This window comes from Gulosibacter sp. 10 (assembly GCF_900163695.1).
Classification (GTDB): Bacteria; Actinomycetota; Actinomycetes; order Actinomycetales; family Microbacteriaceae; genus Gulosibacter.
Map to the genome: position 1 here is coordinate 1 of NZ_FUIC01000014.1, position 14,030 is coordinate 14,030.

At 72.9% G+C, this 14,030-nt stretch carries 14 protein-coding genes and 1 pseudogene; 8 read left to right on the plus strand and 7 right to left on the minus strand.

Annotated elements, in window-relative coordinates:
• Nucleotides 1-236: 236 nt before the first annotated feature.
• Complete coding sequence (locus FM112_RS05490) at nt 237-920, plus strand: GPP34 family phosphoprotein (protein ID WP_087004706.1); 684 nt, start codon at nt 237-239, stop codon at nt 918-920.
• A 35-nt stretch (nt 921-955) separates the two neighbouring features.
• Here the strand turns inward: FM112_RS05490 and FM112_RS05495 are convergent, their stop codons facing one another.
• The 4 genes and pseudogenes from FM112_RS05495 to FM112_RS17685 form a co-directional block, all read right to left on the minus strand.
• The gene (locus FM112_RS05495) at nt 956-1,624 is read right to left on the minus strand and encodes an LppP/LprE family lipoprotein (RefSeq protein WP_087004710.1); all 669 of its coding nucleotides are present in this window, start codon (nt 1,622-1,624) and stop codon (nt 956-958) included.
• Between the two features lie 49 nt (nt 1,625-1,673).
• Nucleotides 1,674-2,798 (minus strand): hypothetical protein, encoded by a 1,125-nt coding sequence (locus FM112_RS05500; RefSeq protein ID WP_087004713.1) that lies wholly within the window; start codon nt 2,796-2,798, stop codon nt 1,674-1,676.
• Nucleotides 2,799-2,986: 188 nt separating this feature from the next.
• Complete coding sequence (locus FM112_RS05505) at nt 2,987-3,619, minus strand: Type 1 glutamine amidotransferase-like domain-containing protein (protein ID WP_087004716.1); 633 nt, start codon at nt 3,617-3,619, stop codon at nt 2,987-2,989.
• Between the two features lie 409 nt (nt 3,620-4,028).
• Nucleotides 4,029-5,240: pseudogene (locus tag FM112_RS17685) on the minus strand (MFS transporter); the annotation flags it as partial.
• Between the two features lie 96 nt (nt 5,241-5,336).
• On the opposite strand from FM112_RS17685, the gene FM112_RS05515 reads away from it, so the two are divergent.
• A complete protein-coding gene (locus tag FM112_RS05515) occupies nt 5,337-5,924 on the plus strand; it encodes a helix-turn-helix domain-containing protein (RefSeq protein WP_087004719.1) in 588 nt (195 codons plus the stop codon).
• Nucleotides 5,925-5,960: 36 nt separating this feature from the next.
• On the opposite strand, the gene FM112_RS05520 is transcribed toward FM112_RS05515, so the two are convergent.
• Together FM112_RS05520 and FM112_RS05525 are read right to left on the minus strand one after the other, a co-directional pair.
• Nucleotides 5,961-6,560 carry a response regulator transcription factor gene (locus FM112_RS05520; protein ID WP_087004721.1) on the minus strand — a complete coding sequence of 200 codons (600 nt, stop codon included), beginning with the start codon at nt 6,558-6,560 and terminating at the stop codon, nt 5,961-5,963.
• Complete coding sequence (locus tag FM112_RS05525) at nt 6,557-7,696, minus strand: sensor histidine kinase (RefSeq protein ID WP_087004723.1); 1,140 nt, start codon at nt 7,694-7,696, stop codon at nt 6,557-6,559. Before FM112_RS05525 ends, FM112_RS05520 begins: the two co-directional genes overlap by 4 nt.
• 214 nt (nt 7,697-7,910) lie before the next feature.
• Here FM112_RS05525 and FM112_RS05530 point away from each other — a divergent pair, with 214 nt between their 5' ends.
• The 3 genes from FM112_RS05530 to FM112_RS05540 all read left to right on the plus strand — a co-directional run bounded on the left by FM112_RS05530 (nt 7,911) and on the right by FM112_RS05540 (nt 10,083).
• Entirely contained in the window at nt 7,911-8,192 is a 282-nt protein-coding gene (locus FM112_RS05530) for a hypothetical protein (protein ID WP_087004726.1), read from the plus strand.
• A 29-nt stretch (nt 8,193-8,221) separates the two neighbouring features.
• A complete protein-coding gene (locus FM112_RS05535; RefSeq protein WP_087004729.1) occupies nt 8,222-8,722 on the plus strand; it encodes a hypothetical protein in 501 nt (166 codons plus the stop codon).
• Between the two features lie 1,031 nt (nt 8,723-9,753).
• Complete coding sequence (locus FM112_RS05540) at nt 9,754-10,083, plus strand: MazG-like family protein (protein WP_087005078.1); 330 nt, start codon at nt 9,754-9,756, stop codon at nt 10,081-10,083.
• Between the two features lie 6 nt (nt 10,084-10,089).
• On the opposite strand, the gene FM112_RS16790 is transcribed toward FM112_RS05540, so the two are convergent.
• Nucleotides 10,090-10,437: a hypothetical protein gene (locus FM112_RS16790; protein WP_140400581.1), complete on the minus strand. Its 348-nt coding sequence runs from the start codon at nt 10,435-10,437 to the stop codon at nt 10,090-10,092.
• A 407-nt stretch (nt 10,438-10,844) separates the two neighbouring features.
• On the opposite strand from FM112_RS16790, the gene FM112_RS05550 reads away from it, so the two are divergent.
• From FM112_RS05550 to FM112_RS05560, 3 genes are all read left to right on the plus strand, one after another.
• Nucleotides 10,845-11,444, plus strand: a complete 600-nt coding sequence (locus FM112_RS05550) for a TetR/AcrR family transcriptional regulator (RefSeq protein ID WP_176386679.1) — start codon at nt 10,845-10,847, stop codon at nt 11,442-11,444.
• A 1-nt stretch (nt 11,445) separates the two neighbouring features.
• On the plus strand, nt 11,446-12,672 hold the full coding sequence (locus FM112_RS05555; protein ID WP_087004738.1) for a nucleotide disphospho-sugar-binding domain-containing protein: 1,227 nt from the start codon (nt 11,446-11,448) through the stop codon (nt 12,670-12,672).
• 71 nt (nt 12,673-12,743) lie between these two features.
• A complete protein-coding gene (locus tag FM112_RS05560; RefSeq protein WP_087004741.1) occupies nt 12,744-13,979 on the plus strand; it encodes a glutaminase in 1,236 nt (411 codons plus the stop codon).
• The last annotated feature ends 51 nt before the right edge of the window (nt 13,980-14,030 follow it).

Below are 14,030 nucleotides of genomic sequence, written 5' to 3' on the forward strand. Positions count from 1 at the left end.
CTCCTACACGGACAGCGACGCGCTCAACGGACTACACCCTCGTTCGAGAAGAGCCCGTTAAGCCAGCTGACGAGGCAGAAGAGCCCCATCCTCGGCCTGCAAAACGGCATAAGGGCGCAGTCGACTCTCCTCGCCGCCCGGCTGGGAACCTCATCCCCCATGCTGAACGCGCTTTCGGGGTGGCTGCGTACCCTGCAGTCGACCGCGAGTGAAGGAGCCGCGAGAGGAGAATCGCCATGTTGATCGCCGAAGACCTCTATCTTCTGCTCACGAAGGGCACCGGCACTCAGGAGGCGCCGGGGACCCAGCGAGGGACCGGCCTGACCGCCGCGCTCGTCGCGGACCTCGTGTTCGCGGGCCGCGCGACGCTGACCGAGGAGAAACGACCGCGCATCCACATCACGGCGCCCGAACCGATCGGCAATCCGGTACTGGACTTCGGCCTCGCGCGCCTCGCGGAGAAGAACGGCAAGCGGCTCGATCAGCTCGTCACCTGGTCGAAGCTGGACCCCGAGGGCATCGTCGTGGAGTCGCTCGTCGCCCAGGGCGTGCTCGCGTACGGAGAGCGCACGTTCCTGGGCATGGGCAAGCCCCGCACCCCGGAGGTCGACCCCGGGCCGGAGCGGCAGCTGCGAGACCGCCTCGCCGCGGTGCTCGCCGGCGCCGCACCCGCGTCGCCCGCCGATGCCACGCTGCTGTCGATCCTGCAGGGGCTCGGCGTCGCGCGGAAGGTGCTCGCCGTCGAATCGGGCGATCTGCGCGCCCGCGACCTCAAGGCCAGGATCGAGCAGATCGTCGAGCACTCGCCCACCGGCGAAGCCGTGGACCGCGCCATCCAGGCGATGAACGCCGCGTTCATGGCCGCCGCGATGGTCCCCATCATGGCGGCCGGCGGCGGGGCCGCCGCCGCAGGAGGCTGACGGCCTGCGCGGGCGCAGGAGGCGGCGCCCTCGGATCAGCGGTTCCCGACCTCGGCGTCCTGCGCGTAGGGCGGAAACTCGCCCGACATCGTGAACGTGCCGGCGGGCTCGTCCCACGTGTACTCCGCCGTCGCCCGGCCGCTCGCCTCGGCGTTGGCCTCGTCGTCCTCCGGATAGCGGAACGCGACCCGGATGGTGAGCTCGTCCACGCGCTCGACCTCCGGCCAGAAGCCGATCGCGGGCTCCGCGGCCGTGCCGACGTACTCGCCGTGATGGAAGAAGACGACCTGCGAGGGCGACGAGACCGTGCCGCCCTCGACCGAGACGACCATCCAGGTGAACGGCTCGCACGGGTCGTAGCCCTCCGTGTCGGCGTATTCGGCCGACCAGGCGACATCCGCCATGTGCTCGTCCTCGAACGGCGGCGGCATCTGCGCGAGGGCGTCGTCCAGCGCCCCGGATGCCTCGAGACCGCAGTCGCGGGCGTCCGGCTCGGTCGACGGCGGCTCCTGCGCGGGCGACTCCTCGGGCTCGCCCTCGTCCGATTCGGGAGAGCGCTCCGCAACGGTCTCCTCGGCCTCGGGGCGCTCGAGCGCCTCCTCGTCCGGGCCGTCGGCACAGCCCGTGAGCGCGAGCACTCCGGCCACGACCAGCGCGAGGAGTCCCTTGCCTCCTCGCATCGCTCTCCCCTTCATCGCGGTCATCGGCGCTCCTCCTCGTCGCAGGGGGCTGCATTGCCCCGTCGGCTCCCCGTCATCCCGGGTCCTCGTCGTGGTCGATGCCGCTCACGACGACCTCGACGCCGTCGAGCTCGACGAAGCGGACGCGCTCGATGTCGTCTCCGGCGCCCGCATGATCGAGTACATCCACGCGGCATTCCCGGCCCTCCGGGCAGAAGCGCCAGGCGATGGCGATGGTCGAGCGCTCGGGCACGGCCCAGCCGGTGTCGCCGTGCCGATCGCCGCCCCAGCCCTCGGGGCGCAGCTCGCCCCACTCGACTCCGCCCTCGCCGATGCTGAGGATCTGCACGTGCCCGGTGAACGTCGCGGAGCCGTCGGCGGCGACCTGCAGCGGTTCCACCTCGAGTCTGAGCCCGTTGCCGTCGAGGACCGTGCAGATGCGGCCGCACTCGGCCGCGAGCGCCGCCACCGCGTCGTCGATCCGTGCCGAGCTCGGCTCGACCTCCGGGAAGTCGCCCTCCACGATGAACGGGTCGGCGACGACCGTGTACTCGAGCGCTTCCGCCGTCAGGAAGTGCTTCGGCACGGTGACGGCGTGCGTGCCCGGCGGCAGGATCCAGCCACCGGCCTCGGGGAATCCCTCGACCGCGAAGTACTGCCCGCCGGGGATCTCGGGGACCAGGCCGGGATACTGCTCCGGCTGCCAGTTGATCGGCGCGCGGCGGATCCGCCACTGCCCGTCCTCGCGCACGGCGGCGACCTCCTGCGAGAAGGCCTCCCCGTAGCACTGCCCGGACAGGGAGACCACGGCGCCGTCGCCCGACTCGTCGTATTCGACGGCGTCGACCGCGACCGCCGGGTCGACGTCGACGCCCTGCTCACGGAGCTCCTCGAGACGAGCGGCCGCGAGCGCCTCCGCGCTCGCGAGATCCCGTTCGGGGCTGGAGTACCAATCGTCGTCGATGCGGTGCTCGCCCGACACGAGGTCGTGCGCCGCCGTGAGCTCCCCGGAGGCGAGATCGTTCGCCGCCGAGTACTCCCCCGAGCAGAGATGCTCGGCCCAGGCGACGGCGACGAGCGCCTCCGGCGCATCCGGATTGACCGCCTCGGATGCGCCCGGGGCCGAGCAGCCGGAGAGCGCCAGCGCCGCGACCGCCGATGCCGCCGCGGCGCAGGATCCGCGCCGTCCTCGCCCCATGCCTCCAGTGGAGCACGAGCCGTCCGCGCCGCGCCATGGCGGCAAGGGAATTGCGGCCGGAAGCGTGACGGCGGCTGCGACTCGGGGATGAGCGGCCCGATATGCCGCAGCACCGGTCCAGGACGTCCGCGATGCGACGTGTCCACCATCACCGGCGATCAGCGCGACGGGGGGCGATGCCCGCCCCGTCACGGCGAGGGGATCACCCGGGTCGAGGCGTCCTCGACGAGCAGCGCCTGGTCGTCCTCGAGGAACACGAGCGGATACGCGTCGCCGTACGTCCGGGCGATGCGGTCGATCAGCTCGGGCGGATAGGGCGGCAGCGCCCCGTCCGCATGAGGGATGACGACGGCGTCGACGAGGCCGAGCCCGGCGCGATCCGACAGGTCCGGAGCCTCCGCCGGGTCGTCCATGAGCGAGGCGGGCTCCGCGCTCGGCCCGGTGACGATCGAGCCCGCGCTCGACCCGATGTACGGCAGCCCCGCCCGCACCCGCTCGACCACGACGGCGTCGCTCCCGCGGCGCCGCAGCGCCTCGAGCAGCACGAACGTGTTGCCGCCGGCGGCGTACAGCGCGTCGACGCCGTCGAGCGCGGCGCGGAAGGCATCGGCGTCCTCGAACTCGCCCGCGGCGATGTCGATCAGCCGGTACCCGAAGGCCGCGAGCTGCTCCCGTTCGGCGGCGGCGAACCACTCGGCCGGGTAGGAGCGCGCGGCATCGTTCAGGTACCCGACGCGGACCTCGGCCGCAGGACGGTCGACGCACGAGGCGATGAAGCCGGGCACCGCCCCGGCGCCGAGCGAGAGCAGCAGGAGGTTCATCCCCCGACCCTATCGGGCGCATCGCCCCGGATGCTCTGGTCGCGCACCGCGCCGGCGCAGCCGGTCCGAGGGCCGAGCATGAGCAGCAGCCGGCGCGACCAACTCGCCGACGGAGCCTCGACCCGTTTAAGAGGTGATCAGCTCGACGCTTGGGAAATACGTCGAGCACCGTCCTCGATCTCTCGTCAGAAGCCGATGTCCCGATACCGCGGCGTGCGCGCGGGTCAGGCCGCGACGCGCCGCGACGGCGCGAAGGCCCCGCAGCCGAGCAGGACCAGGCCGCAGATCGCGACGGCCGCCCACCCGGCAGCAGCTCGTCCGCCGCGAGCCGAGCGCCGCCGCCCGCGGCGATGCTCCCCGCCAGGGCGATGCCGATGGCCGTGCCGAGCTGCCGCGCGGTGGACGCCATGCCGCCCGCAACGCCCGCCCGGTCGCGCGGCAGGCCGTCGACGGCGGTGTTCGTGATGGGCGCGTTCGCGAAGCCCACTCCGACGCCGAGCACCGGGTATGCCGCGAACAGCCACGCCGGCGAGGAGGTCAGGCCGAGGCCGACGAGCAGCGCACCGCCGAGCGCGATGCAGCAGCCCGCGATGAGCATCGGCGCGCGGGGGCCGATCCTGCCGACGAGATAGCCCGACACCGGGGCGCAGAGCGTCGCCGCGACCGCCATCGGGAGCGTGGCCGCGCCTGCCGCCAGCGCGCTCCATCCCTCGCCCCGCTGGAGCAGCAGCGTGGTCAGCAGGAGCGCGCCGCTGAAGGCGATGAACACGGCGATCGCGCCCGCGATCGCGGCGGCGAGGCTCGGGATCCGGAGCAGCCGGGGGTCGATGAGGGGTTCGCCGATGCGCGACTCGAGGAGGACGAAGCCGATCACGGCCACGAGCAGCGCACCGCCGGCGAGCAGCATCGGCGGCGCTCCCCAACCGACGCGCGGTCCCTCGATGAGCAGGCCCACGCCGGTCGCGAGGATCAGGATCAGCAGCACCTGCCCCGGCACGTCCACCCGACGGGGCGAGCCGGACCGCGATTCGGGGACGAGCAGCATCGTGAGCACCAGCGCGATCGCGACCACGGGCAGGTTGATCCAGAACAGCGCCCGCCAGTCGAAGACCGCGAGCAGCGCCCCGCCCGTGACCGGGCCTGCCGCCATGCTGAGTCCGAACATCGCGCCCCACACGCCGATCGCCTGCGCCCGCTCGCGCGGATCGGGCATCGCGTTCACCACGATCGAGAGCGCCACCGGGGTGAGCATCGAGGCGCCCGCGCCCTGGAGCGCCCGCGCCGCGACCAGCGTCTCCGCCGAGCCCGCCGCCGCGCAGGCGAGCGAGGCGGCGCCGAAGACGAGCAGGCCGGTCACGAACACCCGGCGCCGGCCGAACCGGTCCGCGAGCGCGCCGGCGGTGATGAGCAGGCTCGCGAACGACACCGTGTACGCGTCCACCACCCAGGCCAGCCGCCCTTCGTCGACGTCGAGGCCGACGCCGATCGCGGGGAGCCCGACCGTGACGATGGTCGTGTCCAGCCCCACGAGGAAGAGGGCGAGGGCGCAGACCGCCAGGATCGTCCATCGCCGGCGGGCGCTCGGCCCGGGGCCGCTCGTGGCGGTACTCGTCTGGTGCATGGTCGGCGGGCCTTCCTCTCGGGGCGGATGCGTTCATGCTCCGGCCGCGGCGGGTCGAACCCCAAGCGATTTTGCGAAAACTGCAAAATGGGAGGCATGGACGAGGACACGGATTCGACGCTGCGCGCCATCGGCCCGCGGCTGCGCCGACTGCGGCGGGCGCGGGGGCTCACCCTGACGGAGCTCTCGGAGCGGACGGGGCTCTCCGTGAGCCTGCTCTCGCGGCTCGAGACCGGCCTGCGCCGGCCGACGCTCGACGCGCTCATCCCGCTGGCGCGCGCGTATCGCGTATCGCTGGACCGGCTGGCGGGGATGCCCGAGCTCGGCGATCCGAGGATCCATCTGCAGCCGCGCCGTCACGCCGCCGGCGGCGTCGTGGTGCCACTCACCCCGCATCGCGCACCGGTGCAGGTGTTCAAGCACGTGCTCGGCCCGCGCGCGCCGAGGCTCGTCTCCCACGAGGGATACGCCTGGCTGTACGTGCTCTCGGGCCGGCTCCGGCTGCTGCTCGACGACGAGGAGCATGAGCTCGGCGTCGGCGAGACCGCCGAGTTCGACCCCGTGACGCCGCACTGGTTCGGCCCGGCGGGCGACGCGGTCGAGATCCTGCACATCTTCGGCCCGCGCAGCGACTCGCCCCTGAGCAGGGTGTCGCCGGCGGAGCGCCGGGACGCCGCCGGATGACCGGCCGCCTCCGGATGACCGGCCGCCGCGCCCCGCTCAGATCCAGCCGAGCCGGTGCGCCTCCATCGCCGCCGCGTGGCGGTTCGGCGCGCCGAGCTTGGTCATGGCGTCCGAGAGGTAGTTGCGCACGGTCCCCTGGGCGAGATGCAGCGTGCCCGCGATGTCCGCGATCGCGAGCCCGCGGTGCGCGAGCCGGAGCACGTCGAGCTCGCGGTCGGTGAGCGGGCAGTCGAAGCCGAGCGCCGTGACCGCGAGCTCGGGATCCACGTACCGGCTGCCCGCGTGCACCCGCGCGATGATGCGCGCCAGCTCCTCGGCCGGGGTGCTCTTCGGGACGAATCCGCGCACGCCGGCCGCGAGCGCCGAGCGCAGGATGCCGGGCCGCGCGTGCCGGGTGATCATCACCACCGCGGCGTCGGGGTCGCGGGCGCGCAGCGCCCTCGTCGTGTCGACGCCGTCGAGGCCGGGCATCTCGAGGTCGAGCACGTAGACGTCGACCTCGGCCGGGTCGTGACCGAGCGCGGCCTGCCCATCGGCGCCGTCGCCGACCACGGCGATGGCGTCCTCCAGCTCGAGGAGCGAGACGAGCGCCGTGCGCAGCATGTCCTCGTCGTCGGCGAGGAAGACCCGGATCATCCGTCGCCCCCGCCCCGGCCGACGAGGATGAACCGCTCCCCGTCGCGGCGCCATTCGAAGGCCCCGCCCCGCTCGTCGAACCGGCGGCGGAGCCCGACCAGCCCGCTCCCCTCGCGGCGGGGCTCCTCCCCGCCCGATGCGCCGTCGCTCTCGACGCGCACCTCGGCGCGGGCGAGCGCGATGCGCACCGCGCTCGCGGAGGAGTGCCGGAGGATGTTCGTCGTCGCCTCGCGGACGACCGCGGCGAAGAGCTCCTCCCAGTCGGGGTCCGGGGCGCCCTCCCGCTCGATGGCGACGGCGGCCCCCGCGGCCTCGAGCAGCTGCTCGGCGTTCGCGAGCTCCGCGGCGAGGGTCAGCGCGCGATAGCCCTGCGCGAGCTCCCGGGTACGGTCGTCCGCCTCCGCTGCGAGGCGCTCGATATCGGCGAGCTCGTCGTTGGCCCGCGCGGGGTTCCGCTGCAGGCTGCGCCGGGCGAGCTCGGCCTTGACCTTGATGGTGAGCAGCGTGTGGCCCTGGATGTCGTGCAGGTCGGTGGCGAACCGCAGCCGCTCGCGCGCCACGGCGAGCTCGCGCTGATCCTCGTGGTGCTGCTCGAGCCGCTGCTGCGCCTGCCACCCGATGGCCCCCGCGAGGAACGCGATGCAGGCCGAGCCGGAGAGCGCGAGCATCGCGAACCCCTCGGCGGCGGGATAGCCGGTCGCACCGGGGAGGAGCCCCGCGATCGCCACAGCGGCGGCGATGGCGAGGACCAGTCCGAGGATCGACAGCCAGCGGGGACGGTGCCAGGCGATCGAGAAGGCGAACGGGAGCGAGGTCGCGAACACGGCGGTCTGGTCGCCGCCGACCGCGAACGCGAGCACCAGGATCGCGCCCGCGATCACGAGCAGCGCGCCGCGCGCAGCCGCCGCTCGGGGCCGGTCGCGCATCCGCACCAGGATGAGCGCGAGCAGCACCGCGACGAGGCAGCACAGGGCGCCGATCGCGGCCACGGAGCCCTCCGCGGCGGCCGCGGCGCTGCGCGCCAGCCCCGCGATGCCGAAGATGATCGTCATCGTCAGGAGCAGCCGGCCGAGGTCGATCTCGGTGAGCCGCAGCAGCGGCGCCTTCGCCGTCTCGCCGGATCCGGCATCGCCCATGCGCGCACCTCCCCTTCATCGCCGTCATCCGAGTGTTCCACTCCAGCATGCCGCGCGCGCGGCGACGCCCCAAGTGGGCCGCGTCACGCGGACGTATGACACGTGTCAGATGCGGACCCGCGAGGCGTCATCCGCATCCCTGACTCGCGGCGCTGCCGCGGGAAGCCGCGGCTCGGAAGGCTGGAAGCACGAAGAACCGAGGAAAGGAATACCGATGACCGCCGTACTGATCTGCACGATAGCCGTCGCCGCGCTGCTGGTGATCCTCATCACCGTCGAGGCGATCCGCACGGGGCGCTGGGAGCTGGGCGGCGGCGGAGTCGCCGACCGGATCCCGGACGGCTTCTACTCCGACTCGCTGCTCCCCGACGCCCTCCTCGACGGCGCGGGCTGGATCGTCTTCGCCGCCATCGTCTGGATCGTCGTCGCGGCGCTCCTCGCCGCCTCGACGAGCGCGCGGAGGCGGACGGCCGAGCACCGCGACCCGACGGCCTAGCACCGACCCTCTCACGACAGGAGCACACCATGAACTTCGACTTCGTCACCGACATCTTCGCCTGGCTCGCGCAGTTGGCCGTCGCCGCCGAGCCCTGGCAGCAGGGCGGCGTGCTGCTGCTGGCAGGCGCGATCCCCTTCATCGAGTCCTACCTCGGCAGCTTCCTCGGCGTGCTGCTGGGCGTGCCGCCGGTCCTCGCCGTCGCCGCGGCGGTGCTCGGCAACCTGGCCAGCACCTTCCTCGTGACCGCGATCGCGGGAGGCGCGCGCGGCGCGGTGATGCGCAACCGCTCGGAGCAGCAGGAGCCCTCGCCGCGCCGTCGGAAGGTGGCGAAGTATCTGGACCGCCTCGGCGTGCCCGGTGTCTGCCTCCTCGGACCGCTCGTGCTCGCGAGCCAGATCACCGCGCCCGCACTCGTCGCCCTCGGCGCGAAGAAGCGCAGCGTGTTCCTCTTCCAGGGGCTGTCGATCGTCGTCTGGGGCATCCTCTTCGGCTTCTTCGGCAACGCCGTCATCGCCTGGTTCCTCTGAGCCGGCCGGCGGGGTGCCGGCTTCCGTCCCGGTTCGGCGTCCTGCCGGATCGGGACGGATGGCGTTCTGCGGGTTCGGGATCCTGCAGGGCCGAGGCGGCGGGGCCAGACCGGGACGGCTGGGCCGGACCGGAACAGGCAAACCGGATTGGGACAGATAGCAGCGCCGAGACGGCTATCCGGATGACGCGGCCATCCGACACATCCCGGCAGCTACCGCACACCGGCAACCCGAAACCCGACAACCCGAATCGGGACGAATAGCCTTGCGGACACGGATATCTGCATGGCGCGGCCATTCCACACATCTCCGCCACGACCGCAGCCCAATCACCAGCACCCAACACCTCCATCGGGACGGATGACAGCGCCAAGACGGATATCCGGATGACGCGGCCATCCGACACATCCCGGCAACTGCCGCGGACCAGCAGCCCGAAAGCCGGCATCCCAGAACCTGTCGAATAGCCCTGCGGACACGGATATCTGCATGGCGCGGCCATTCCACACATCCCCGCCACGACCGCAGCCCGATCACCAGAACCCAATACCTCCATCGGGACGGATGACAGCGCCAAGACGGATATCCGGATGACGCGGCTATCCGACACATCCCGGCAACTGCCGCGGACCAGCAGCCCGAAACCCGACATCCCACATTGAGACGGGCCGGACCGGGACAGGCAAACCGGATTGGGGCAAATAGCGGCGCCAAGGCGCATATCCGGATGACGCGGCCATCCGACACATTCCGGCAACTGCCGCAGACCAGCAGCCCGAAAGCCGGCATCCAGGGACGTGTCGAATAGCCCTGCGGACACGGATATCTGCACGGCGCGGCCATTGGCCGCATTGCGGCACCACGCCCGCCACAGCACCGCGGCACCACGGCCCTGCGGCACCCGGCACCCGGCACCCGGCACCCGGCACCCGGCACCACAGCACCGCGGCACTGCGGCGCCGGGCACTGCAGCACCGCGGCACCGGGGATGCACGGCCGACCGTCCGGCGAGGTGGAGGAGAATGGCCGGCATGAGCACGGAGCGGATTTCCCAGGGCATCGCCGAGCTGAGCCGCTGGATCGACGAGAGCAACGCCGGGCGCGATCCCGAGGCCGCCACGTGGGCGCGCCTGGCGAAGATCACCGAGGAGGCCGGAGAGGTGGTCGCCGCCCACATCGGCGCCACCGGGCAGAATCCGCGCAAGGGCGTCACGCACACGAGAGCGGATGTCGAGGAGGAGCTCCTCGACGTCGCGCTCACCGCACTCGCCGCCCTCGAGCATCTGCGCGGTCACGACGCCCGTTCGCTGGAGCTGCTCGACGACAAGCTCCGGCGCACGCTCGACCGCGCCGGGCGCTGACGCCGGCTACTCGGCTCCCGGGCTCCGCCGCGCCGCCTCGACCCGCGCGAGCACCTGCCGCGGCGGCTCCGCGAGCAGCGGAGCCGCGTAGCTTCGCGGGGCGAATCCGGGACAGCGCAGCTGCAGCAGCTCGCCCACGAGCGGCCGATGCACGACGGCCGCGCTCGTCCGCTCCAGCGGCCATGCCTGCGCGGCGTGACCCGGCAGCTCCGGGAAGATCAGCCCTCCTTCGCCGATCGCGAAGCAGTGGGACGCCGGGATGAACGGCTCCTCCGCCTTCCTGCCGCGCAGCTCCGCGAGCCGCTTCCGCCCTTGGCGACCAGCATGCCGAAGAGCGCTCCCATGACCACGCACGCCGCGAGCCCCTCGAAAGACCCGTAGCCGCCGAACAGCAGCGCTCCGACACCGGCGGCGACCACGATAAGACCGAGCACTCCCAATCCGATCGAGCGGTGCGCGCGCCTGCGCATCGTGCGCACCGGCACCGCAGCGCGCCGGACCGCGGAGGCGCTCGACTCGACGAGATGCATGCCGATCGGACCTCCTCATCGTCTGTCCGGTTCATCCTCTCCCACACTCGGCTGGAGCGCGCAGCCGGGATGCACGGATGCGGGTATCCGTGCGGACGCGCTCCCCCTCAATCCACCAATTCCTGTACCGATCCGGTACAGGAACAGATAGGCTGCGGGTATGACGCACATCCTCCCAGGGGCGCGGAGCGCCGAACCGCCGCGAAACGCCTCGCCCGCGAGGGCACGCTGATGGCGCGCCCGCCCGCGCCGATGCCTCCCGAGGCGCTGGCCCGCCTGCACCTCGCCGCGGCGCAGGAGTTCGGCGCGCTCGGCCTCGACCGCGCCTCGCTGAATCGCATCCTCGCGAACTCGGGAACCGCCAAGAGCACCTTCTACCACCGCTACGAGAGCAAGCGGGCGCTCTACGACGAGCTGATCGGCAGGGTGGAGGACGCCGTCGCGTCCGCGCTCGCGCGGCTCGACGCCGAGCCGAGGAGCAGGGCCGAGTTCTGGCGGGGCGTGCTCGATGCGCTCGCCGAACTCGACCGGGCCGTCGCCGAGCACCCGGAGCTCAAGGCCGTCGCCGGGCTGATCTACCGCCCCGACGCCACGGCGGAGCTGGGGCGGCTCCGACGAGGGCTCGCGGATCGGATCCGCGCACGGCTCGTGCAGGGGCAGTCGCTCGGCGCGGTGCGCACCGACCTGCCCGTCGACCTCCTCGCCGAGATGGCCGTCGCCATGCTGCTCGCGGTCGACGCCTGGGCACTCGAGCACGCCGAGGACGAGCACGCCGCGGCGAGCGTCTCACGCGCCCTGGACTCGATCCGCGCCACGATCGGAGGGGGCTGACGTGGCCGCGATCCTCTTCGGCGCCGTGATGTTCAACCTGGCCGAGGTCACGCGCATGATCGAGGTCGCCCGGGCCATCGATCGCCGCCACACCGCCGTGTTCTTCGGCTACGAGGAGGACTACCGGCACCTCGTCGAGACCGCCGGGTTCGAGTATCGCGCTCTGTCCCCGGCCTGGACGCCCGCCCAGCGTCGGCAGGCGCTGCGATTCGACCAGGCGAAGACGCTCCGCAACCCGTTCACCGCCCCGCTCGTCGCCGCTCGCGTCGCCGCCGAGCGCGAGCTCATCCGCGAGACCGGCGCCGAAGCGGTCGTGATCGGCACGAACGTCACCTCGATGATCTCCGCCCGCGCGGAGGGCGCGACGCTCTGGTACGCGGTGCCGTTCGCGCTCACGCGCCCTCACGTCGAGCAGACGCGCAGGCTCGGCCTGGTCCGCGGCGACGGGATGCCGGCGCGGACCCTGGACGCCCTCGCGACCCGCGCGTTCCGGTGGGCCTACGGCCGCGCGCCGCTCGCTCCCCGCGCGTTCTCGCGCGTCGCCCGCGCCAACGGCGTCCGCCCGCTCAAGACGATCGTTTCGCTGCTCGAGGCGGACAGGAATCTGCTCACCGTCATGCCGGGCGAGTTCGAGGGATACGCGCTGCCGGAGGGCTACGAGCGGGTCGGGCCGATCTTCGCGCACCTGGATGCACCGCTGCCGGGTATCGTGCACGAGCTCGCCGAGCGGGAGGAGCCGCTCGTCTACCTGGGGCTCGGCTCCTCCGCCGACCGCGGCATGGCGCTGGCGGCCGCCCGGCGCCTCGGCGCGCTTCCCGTGAACGTGCTCGCGCCGATCCGCCACTACCTCCGCCCCGATGATGTGCTTCCGGCCAACGTGCACGTCACCGACCTCCTCCCCGCGCACCGCCTCGGCGGGCTCGTGGACGCCGCCGTGCTCCACGGCGGCCAGGGCACCGTGCAGACCGCCTGCGCCACGGGCATCCCCTTCGTCGGCATGGGGCTGCAGCCCGAGCAGGCGTGGAACGTCCGGGTCTGCGCGGCCCGCGGCAATGCGATCGCCCTCTCCCCGCGCGCCGCCGGCACCCGGGCGCTCTCGGATGCGGTGCGGCGACTGCTCTCCGACTCGTCGTTCCGCCGAACCGCCGAGAAGGTGCGCCGGGAGTACGCCGGCGAGGACGGCGCCGCCGCATGCGCCCGGCGCATCGAGGCGGCGCTCGGGAGCTGAGCGCGCGCAGCCCGCGGGCGCCATCGGCCCCGTCGAGGCGCCGCCGAGCCCGCCCCGGTAGGCTGCCGCCCATGGAATCGCCAGTCCCCGGGTATCTCGCCGATGTGCTCGACTCCTCCGCCGCCTTCGCCGACGGCGCCGTGGCGGACTACATCCCCGAGCTGGCCGGGGTCGACCCCGACCGGGCGGCGATCGCGCTCGCCACCGTGGACGGCACGGTGTACGCGCAGGGCGACGCCGACGCGGTGTTCACCATCCAGTCGATGTCGAAGCCGTTCACCTACGCGCTCGCGCTGTCCGATCTCGGCATCGACGGCGTGGGCGAGAAGGTCGGCGTGGAGCCCTCCGGCGAGGCCTTCAACGAGATCTCGCTCGAGCCGGACACCGGCCGCCCGCGGAACCCGATGATCAACGCCGGGGCGATCTCGACGCACGGCCTCGTCGCCGGCGCGGACGCCGCCGACCGGCTGCGCCGCATCCTCGACTTCTACTCGGCGTTCGCCGACCGGCCCCTCGAGCTCGACGACGCCGTGGCGGAGTCGGAGCTCGAGGAGGGGCACCGCAATCTCGCCTTCGGGCACCTGCTGCGGTCCGTCGGGAACATCGAGGGCGACCCGGTCGCCGTGGTCGAGGGGTACATCCGGCAGTGCGCCGCGAAGGTCGCCGTGGCCGACCTCGCCCTCATGGCGGCCACGCTCGCGAACGGCGGCGTGCAGCCCCGCACGGGCCGGCGGCTGCTCGATCAGCGCATCGTCCGCCACGTGCTGAGCGTCATGATGTCCTGCGGCATGTACGACGCCGCGGGCGACTGGCTCACCACCGTGGGCATCCCCTCGAAGAGCGGCGTCTCGGGCGGCATCGTCGGCGTCCTGCCCGGCCAGGTGGGGCTGGCGGTGTTCTCGCCGCGGCTGGACCGGCACGGCAACAGCGTGCGGGGCGTGAAGATGATGGAGCGGCTCTCGGAGGACATGGGCATGCACGTGATGGAGGCGGCCCGGCCGGCGCGCTCCGCCATCCGGGACGTGCATCGGGTGGACTACCGCGGCGAGGAGGCCACCGTGTACGAGCTCCACGGCGACCTCGTGTTCTCGAGCACCGAGTCGCTCATCCGCAGGCTCGTCGAGGATCCTCCCGCGACCAGGCGGGTGATCTTCGACCTCGATCGCGTCGACGAGATCGAGGACGTCGCGCGGCGCATGGCCGTCTCGGCGGGGCGCTCGCTGCTCGACGACGGCCACGCGCTGACGATCACCGACCGCAACGGCGTGCTCGGCGAGACCGACCTGCCGCGGGAGACGGACGCCTGACGAGGGCTCCGCCCGGCGCGAACGCGCCTGCGGCGCACCCGCGGGATCGCG

Coding starts and splice junctions, on each gene's coding strand:
- FM112_RS05535 (WP_087004729.1), top strand. CDS start 8,222: ATGAACTTCGACTTCGTCACCGACATCTTCGCCTGGCTCGCGCAGTTG.
- FM112_RS05515 (WP_087004719.1), top strand. CDS start 5,337: ATGGACGAGGACACGGATTCGACGCTGCGCGCCATCGGCCCGCGGCTG.
- FM112_RS05550 (WP_176386679.1), top strand. CDS start 10,845: ATGGCGCGCCCGCCCGCGCCGATGCCTCCCGAGGCGCTGGCCCGCCTG.
- FM112_RS05540 (WP_087005078.1), top strand. CDS start 9,754: ATGAGCACGGAGCGGATTTCCCAGGGCATCGCCGAGCTGAGCCGCTGG.
- FM112_RS05525 (WP_087004723.1), bottom strand. CDS start 7,696: ATGGGCGATGCCGGATCCGGCGAGACGGCGAAGGCGCCGCTGCTGCGG.
- FM112_RS05560 (WP_087004741.1), top strand. CDS start 12,744: ATGGAATCGCCAGTCCCCGGGTATCTCGCCGATGTGCTCGACTCCTCC.
- FM112_RS05495 (WP_087004710.1), bottom strand. CDS start 1,624: ATGACCGCGATGAAGGGGAGAGCGATGCGAGGAGGCAAGGGACTCCTC.
- FM112_RS05490 (WP_087004706.1), top strand. CDS start 237: ATGTTGATCGCCGAAGACCTCTATCTTCTGCTCACGAAGGGCACCGGC.
- FM112_RS05530 (WP_087004726.1), top strand. CDS start 7,911: ATGACCGCCGTACTGATCTGCACGATAGCCGTCGCCGCGCTGCTGGTG.
- FM112_RS05520 (WP_087004721.1), bottom strand. CDS start 6,560: ATGATCCGGGTCTTCCTCGCCGACGACGAGGACATGCTGCGCACGGCG.
- FM112_RS05505 (WP_087004716.1), bottom strand. CDS start 3,619: ATGAACCTCCTGCTGCTCTCGCTCGGCGCCGGGGCGGTGCCCGGCTTC.
- FM112_RS05500 (WP_087004713.1), bottom strand. CDS start 2,798: ATGGGGCGAGGACGGCGCGGATCCTGCGCCGCGGCGGCATCGGCGGTC.